This window comes from Salinicola salarius (assembly GCF_003206135.1).
Taxonomy (GTDB): domain Bacteria; phylum Pseudomonadota; class Gammaproteobacteria; order Pseudomonadales; family Halomonadaceae; genus Salinicola; species Salinicola salarius.
In genome coordinates this window covers 177,517-183,860 of record NZ_PZJT01000010.1, presented here as the reverse complement: position 1 = coordinate 183,860, position 6,344 = coordinate 177,517, and the positions used below count along the sequence as shown (strand labels likewise).

Sequence of the window (6,344 nt, the reverse complement as noted above, 5' to 3'; positions counted from 1 at the left end):
GGCCTGGTCTCGTTGAAGTGTTGCCAACCTCGCTCTTCCTGTAGGTGATGCCAGTGGCATCACTCCAACTCTTATTCCTCCGAGGCCCCGGACTGGGGCAGCAGCTGGTCGTCGTCCAGATCCGCGCCTTCGAGCTTGTGTGCCTGATCACTGCCAGACGGCGAGGCTTCCTCACGCCGGATCGTCGGCGCAAACTCGCTGCGGCGCGTTCCTTCCAGAATGTCCTGCGGCAGCTCACCGTATTTTTCGAGGGCGTTTCGCGCCTTGGCGTTGTTGGCCGCGAAGTCGTCACGCGTTGCCCCGCTGAACCCGGGGAACTTGACGGGGGCGTAACACAGCGAGCGCAAGGCATGACCGCCCTGATCACGGATCATCGCGCCGCGCTGCTTGTTGCCCAGCAAGCCAATGTGATGCGCCAATAGGACATCGCGCACGATGCTGTCGTACTGCATCAGCAACATGACGGCCTGCCAGCCCATCTGCCCGCCGGTGAACACGGGCGTCACGAAAGGTTGCTGGCTGACGTTGCGGCTGACATCGAGTCCTTCCGGGATCTGCTTCAGCACACTGCTGACTCGAGTTTCCAGCTGCTGCAGCGCCTGTCGGGTCTCGTCGACCTTCTCCTCAAGCATGAGCAGCCAACTATCGGCATAGGGATCGTCCCGGCCCGCTGCCTGATGAACACGACCGGCAAGTGACAGGAACTGCTTGAGGCCGACCACCTGCGGTTTGCCGCTCTCGACCCCGCGCCCGTGCCAGGCAAGCACTGCCGGATAGGTATGCAGGGTCATCTCGATCTTGCTACGTAGCTGCCCTACACGGGGCTCAGTGCTGGCCATAATTACTCCTGAGTCGTCGATGCACTGGATGGGATGCCAGCATCAGGGGTCGATGGCCATTGCCCTACCGGAAACGTTAAACGCGATCTCACGGGTTTCTAGCGCCGCAGTCCGAGGCGCTTGAACATCTCCCCTCGCGCCCGTTCGGTTGCCGCCGACATCGGCTGCGGTTCCGGCTCGGCCGGTTTGGGCGGCGACATCGCCACCACCGGCGCGGTAACGACCCGGTTCTGTTCGTCACTCGTCTCAGCCTGATCACGCCGCTTGTTGGCGACGCTGCGCCCGAAGTGGGTCAGCTGGAAATTGTCCGAGGCGGCACGCTTGGCCAGGGTGTGCAGGAAGCCCAGTGTGTTCTTGACCTTGCCGGCATCGACCCGCCCGGCGGCTTCGTCGATCACCGCCTGCTGCGTCTCGGTCGACAACCCCGTCAGCAGGAACGTGACCGATTCCCGTTCATCGGCAGTCAGCTCGAGCGGCCAGCTCCAGACCAGCGAGGTGTCGCCCGGCTCGCGCGCGGTGGTTTTACACACACTGATTGTATAACTACGTACTGTAGGGCGAGATGCATCGGAAACTGCGTCGTAAGTGTCTGATTCACGCATGAGTTTCCGCTGGAAACTGGGATCTTCGGATTTGGGAAACTGTCCGAGTTTCCGCTGGAAACCGGGAGAATCCTGCTGAGTTTCCTCCGGAAACTGGGTATCTGATGACAGAGTTTCCGCTGGAAACTCTGTGCGCTTCTGCCGCTGGGCACGCTGGTCGATGACCTCGAGTCGGGTCGGCAGTTCGAGCACACCGCCCTCGGCCAGCTCATCGCGGACGAGCTGCGCCACCTCGGCGACATCACGGTTGTGGTGCCGAGTGCAACGGATGACGTACTCGATGTACTCGGCATCCAGCGACAGCGACTCGGCGGGTGCCAGCGGCTCATCGTGCAGCACGTAGACGTTGCCGATCATGCGTCCGTTGTCGGTGTTGCGCGCTTTCATGCCCAACGTCATCCAGCGGGTCAGCCTGAGGATCGCGATAACACGCGCCACGGTCTTACGTGACGCCTTGCGGTTCGCCCCGGAACGCAGCAACGGCTCCAGTTCGTCATAGGTTGGGAAAGCGGTGGTGCGGTCGGCGTTCGAGAGCAGCCGGATCATCTGCCACCCGAGCACGTCGACCGCGCCCAGGCGTTGATCGAGTAGCAGGGCTCGGGGAACGGTTTCATGGGGATTGCCCATGAACAGCAGACCGTCGAGCGCATCCGCCTGACCGCTTGACGCCGAGGCGGCCTCGCCTCGGCGTTGAGTCATGGATGACGCGGCGCGCCCGATGAGCGCGTCAAAATGTTTCATCACACCACCCCTTCACGCACCACGCCCTCGTCCTCGGCAGGCAGGCTGTGCTGTCGCGCCTGCTCCGGCTGGGTCCACTGCTTGATCAGGGTCCAGATCACCGCCAATGGCAGCGCGACCTCTTCAGCCAGTACCAGCATGCCGCGAATATCTTCCACGGCACCGGGACCGGACGGATCGTCAGAAATGGTCTGCCAGCGGTGGTACGCCTCGTGCTCAACCTTCTCCTCCGGCATGGGCAAGCGTCCCTGCCGGCTCGGCACGCCCAGCAGGGTGCGACGCGCCGAGCAGTCGTTCGGGGTCAGGCCGAAGAAGGTGGACAGCATGTGAACGCTGGCCCCGTGTCGAATGCAGTGATCGACCAGCCCGTCGCGATCCTGGTCGCGATCGACGCGGCGCAGCGCCGCTTTGAAGGTGTCGTGGTCCAGCTCGAACCGGGCCACGCCCGGAAACTCGTGAATCAGGGACTCGATCTCGCTGGCCCGCAGCCGACTGAGACTCTGCAGCTCGTCATCGCGGAAGCCCAGCGCGCGAGCGCGTCGCATGTCGCCCTCACGAATCAGGATCAGCGCCTGGTTGAACAGCGCATGGTTGAGTTGCGGTGTCGCCATCACGAATCCCCCTTTGCATTGAGCACGTCACGCAGCACCCGGATCAGCCGGGTCAGCCAGAACACACGAACGAAGAGGCCGTCGGGCAGACGCACCTCGGTGTCGTCACCATGACTGCCCACCAGTTCTCCCAACAGCGAGATGTCGCTCGGCATCACCGGATCGATGTTGCCCTCGAGACCGGCGAGCAGTTGCCAGACGAGCTGAGCACGACGGCTGGGTGCGTCCTCGAGGGGACCGAGTTCGTAACCGATACCGTCGCGCGCATTGAGTCGAATGATCTCGCTGGATCCGCTGGCCTCGACGCCGGCCCAACTAGCCAGCACCTGGACCACTTCACCGATCTGCATGCGTAGATCCTGAGCGTTGCGACGCCAGGTCGGCACATGCCAGAGATCCGTGATCGGGGCGACACGGCCACCGTCCTGCAGCGGTACGCTCTTGAGTGCCGCTGCCTCGAAGTCGATGGCCTCCTCGCCGTGCTCCTTTGCCTGCCAGTGACGCAGCTGGCGATGGCCCTCCGTCTCGTGGTGGGGAGAGAGGGTCAGATCGGCGGTGATGGTCGCCTGTTCCTCGGCAGAGCGGGTCGGCTGAGGTGTGTGCTCCTGCAGCAGACCATCGGTGTCCAGTAGCCCGCCGGCGTTGTCGTTCCAGTCGTCATCGAAGCTGCCGCCCTGTAGGGCCACCGGTGTTCGCTGGGTCTGAGCCTCGAGTTTGGCGTTGCGCTGCTCGAGCTGCTCGAGCTGGGCACGCATCTGTTTCATGGCGACCGACTCGCCTACCCCGCCCGCATCCGGCACACCGCGCGCCGGCGACGGTCCCGGCGCGGGATCGAGGTCGCTCTGGCCATCGCCGAAGGTCAGATCATTGGGGTCGAGTTCACTCCCACCGCCGGTGGGTTCGCTACCGCCTCGAGAGGTTTTGGCGGTCGATGGCAGAGAGGAAGGATCCGACGACTTGCCGGACGACGAGCCACCCGGAGAGGTATCCGGTTTTGGCGGATAAAGGTGGCGCTCCTGGGGATGACGCAGGCGCTCCAGTTCACTATCGACAGTGGTCCAGATATCCGCGCGCTCCTCGTCCGTTGCCGCCCGGGCATACTTGCGTACGGTGAACCAGTTCTTCCACGCCATGTCGATGGGGTTGAAGTGCAGCCCGGTGTGCTCGTTGAGCATGCCCTTCAAACGATCCTCGACGATATTCCAGCGAAACTCGGTCTGACCCTCGTGATCGAGCTGGGCCATCTCCTCATGCCAGGCCTGAGCGAAATCACCGTCCACGACGTTGTTGGCCCAGCGCTCACCCTCGCCCAGGTCATCGGCGTGCTCGATCCAGTAGTCGGCACAGCGGGTCCAGCACTCGTCACAGAACTGGCGATACGAAATCAGCTTCTCGATCTGGGGACGGCCCATGCCGGCATCCAGCGTCAGCGGCAGGGTCGGCAGAAAATGCTCGATGGTGTAGAGCATTTTCGAGATATGGCTCTGATTAACCGTGTAGCCCAGCCCCCGCAGCCGCTTGGTCAGCTCACGCTGGGAAATGGTCTCGCCGGCGTCCTCTTCGATCATGCGCTTGGCCTCGAAGATCCCGCGCGCCCGCTCGATCCAGCTCAGTTGCCCCCGGTTGTCGTTCTCGGCCAGGTGGCCGGCGAGCACGTTGATCTCGCCCTGCCACGGAATGAAATGACAGTCCTGGTAATAGAAGGACTGATCGCCCGTCTCCTGGTACAGCTCATTGAGAATGGTTAGGCGAGTGTTGCCCCCATCGGAGATCATGTAGCGGTCATCGCCGGGACGCTGCGTGACGGTCAACTTCTGCTTGAGTCCGACTGCCTTGATCGACTCCTTGATCTCATCGTACTTCGGATTGTGGTGGGTTCTGGGGTTGCGGTCGTAGGCACGCAGCTGATCCAGCGTGAGCGACATCGCCTGTTTGCGGGTTGGTGCCGGCAGCCGATCGGTGGGCTGGCTCCTGAGCGTCGGCCCCGGCTGGTTCAGCTTGGCCGTGATCTGATCGGGGGTAACGGATGGTTTACTCATGAGGTCCACTCCGGCTGCCGCGAGGCGCAGCCATCAGAATCGAAAAAATGGTTCAACTGCTGGTTGAGACGACCGATGCTCTGGGTCAACCCGTGCAGGCTCAGGTCGCTGCGCGTCTGCGGCGGATGCTGCTGGCACAGCGCCTGCAGGCCACAACGCAGATCGAGCAGGTTGTCGTTGACGATCACCAGCAGCTCGAAATCGCTGAGGTCGAAATACTGGAGCTGTGCCCAGCGCAGGCTGTGGTGGGGCTCCATCTCGAGCCGACTGGCCTTGTCGCAGGCCATATGGAAGACCAGCCAGGTATCGGCGAGCAGCGAGCGCAGCGCATCATTGCGCTTGTTGTGCGCCTGGGGATGCGCCGCGAACCAGGGCTCCAGTGTCTCGACCCAGCCGGCGAAGGGATCGAGCAGTCCCAGGGCCAGACATTCCCGGCCTTGCAGATAGCGCTCCATGCCCCGGTCGGTCGCGACGCGTGTCGGAAACGTGACGATCTCAGCCATGGGGCAGCTCCTTGTGTTGGTCGCGATCGACGCCGCCATGCAGGCGCGCGTTACGACCAGCGGTATACCCCCGGGCCATTGCTCGCTGATCGTCACGGCGTTGACCGCGGTCGATGGCCTTCATCGCCTCAAGCTGCGGATAGAAGCGCTGCTGGAAGTGCGCGATTGCCGCGACTGACGCCTCCGTTTTCTGCACAGGGACGATGTGCTCATACGCCCCGGCGACCCATGCCAGCGCATAGGCGTCTGCCCGACGGACCTTGGTGACGCGCTTCGCGCGCTTGTGCATGCCGTTCAGGAATGCCTTGCGATCGCTGATCAGCTGACGCTGCAGCACCTCGAAGGCATAAGCCGCGATGCGCACCTGGCTCGCCTCGCCGAGAAAGGCGAAGTACCCCTGCCAGCTCTCGAACGTGGGACGCGGCTCATAGACCGTGGCGGTACCGAAGGCGGCATTGACCAGGCTGGCCAGATGATCGAGCCAACGTGGCGGTTTGCGCCCGGCCGGGGACTTGACGGCGACTCGGTCGATGGTCGATGCCGCAACATCGATCTCGCTGACGCCGTACTCGTCCATCAGATGCTGCGCCTGACGCAGGGCCGTTCCGGCCTCGTGCTCGTTGGCAGAGCGCGATAGCGCCAGACAGCGCTCGATCTTGCGAAGGATGCGATCAGAAGTCATTGGACACCTCCCGTCGCACCGTTGGGAAAAGGTGCCGGGCGCATCCCGTGGTAGGTTGAAAACGCTCCCCAAGAGCACATCTCAACACTGCCCACAGCAGGCCCGACATGACGGAAAAAGCGGAATTTGTCTATCGAGTGAATTACGAGATGGAGACCTCGCACGGTCAAAGTGAACCACTGAGAATCCTGAAACGAACGGATCACTTGCTTTACAAGCTCGCAGAACCACGCATCATTCCTCGACAAGGCGAATCCGTCGCCTTCAAGGACGATCTGTTGTCGACTGATATCGAATGGCTGAAAGTGAAGAATGTGTTTCATGGCA

The 6,344-nt window shown here is 62.7% G+C and carries 7 protein-coding genes; all 7 read right to left on the bottom strand.

The features are described 5' to 3' along the window. Positions 1–71 precede the first annotated feature (71 nt). Positions 72–839, bottom strand: coding sequence for a PFL_4669 family integrating conjugative element protein (locus tag DOM32_RS11575; protein WP_110634646.1), 768 nt, complete (start codon positions 837–839; stop codon positions 72–74). Between the two features lie 98 nt (positions 840–937). Continuing rightward, the gene (locus tag DOM32_RS11570; protein WP_208625374.1) at positions 938–2,140 is read right to left on the bottom strand and encodes an STY4528 family pathogenicity island replication protein; all 1,203 of its coding nucleotides are present in this window, start codon (positions 2,138–2,140) and stop codon (positions 938–940) included. A gap of 41 nt (positions 2,141–2,181) precedes the next feature. Continuing rightward, positions 2,182–2,793 carry a DUF2857 domain-containing protein gene (locus DOM32_RS11565; protein WP_110634640.1) on the bottom strand — a complete coding sequence of 204 codons (612 nt, stop codon included), beginning with the start codon at positions 2,791–2,793 and terminating at the stop codon, positions 2,182–2,184. Then, a complete protein-coding gene (locus DOM32_RS11560) occupies positions 2,793–4,832 on the bottom strand; it encodes a ParB family protein (RefSeq protein ID WP_110634637.1) in 2,040 nt (679 codons plus the stop codon). The genes DOM32_RS11565 and DOM32_RS11560 overlap by 1 nt, the downstream gene beginning before the upstream one ends. Then, a complete protein-coding gene (locus DOM32_RS11555) occupies positions 4,829–5,335 on the bottom strand; it encodes a hypothetical protein (protein WP_110634635.1) in 507 nt (168 codons plus the stop codon). The genes DOM32_RS11560 and DOM32_RS11555 overlap by 4 nt, the downstream gene beginning before the upstream one ends. Beyond that, the gene (locus DOM32_RS11550) at positions 5,328–6,017 is read right to left on the bottom strand and encodes a DUF2786 domain-containing protein (protein ID WP_110634632.1); all 690 of its coding nucleotides are present in this window, start codon (positions 6,015–6,017) and stop codon (positions 5,328–5,330) included. Before DOM32_RS11550 ends, DOM32_RS11555 begins: the two co-directional genes overlap by 8 nt. Then, positions 6,014–6,340, bottom strand: a complete 327-nt coding sequence (locus DOM32_RS11545) for a hypothetical protein (RefSeq protein ID WP_110634629.1) — start codon at positions 6,338–6,340, stop codon at positions 6,014–6,016. The genes DOM32_RS11550 and DOM32_RS11545 overlap by 4 nt, the downstream gene beginning before the upstream one ends. Between the last annotated feature and the right edge of the window lie 4 nt (positions 6,341–6,344).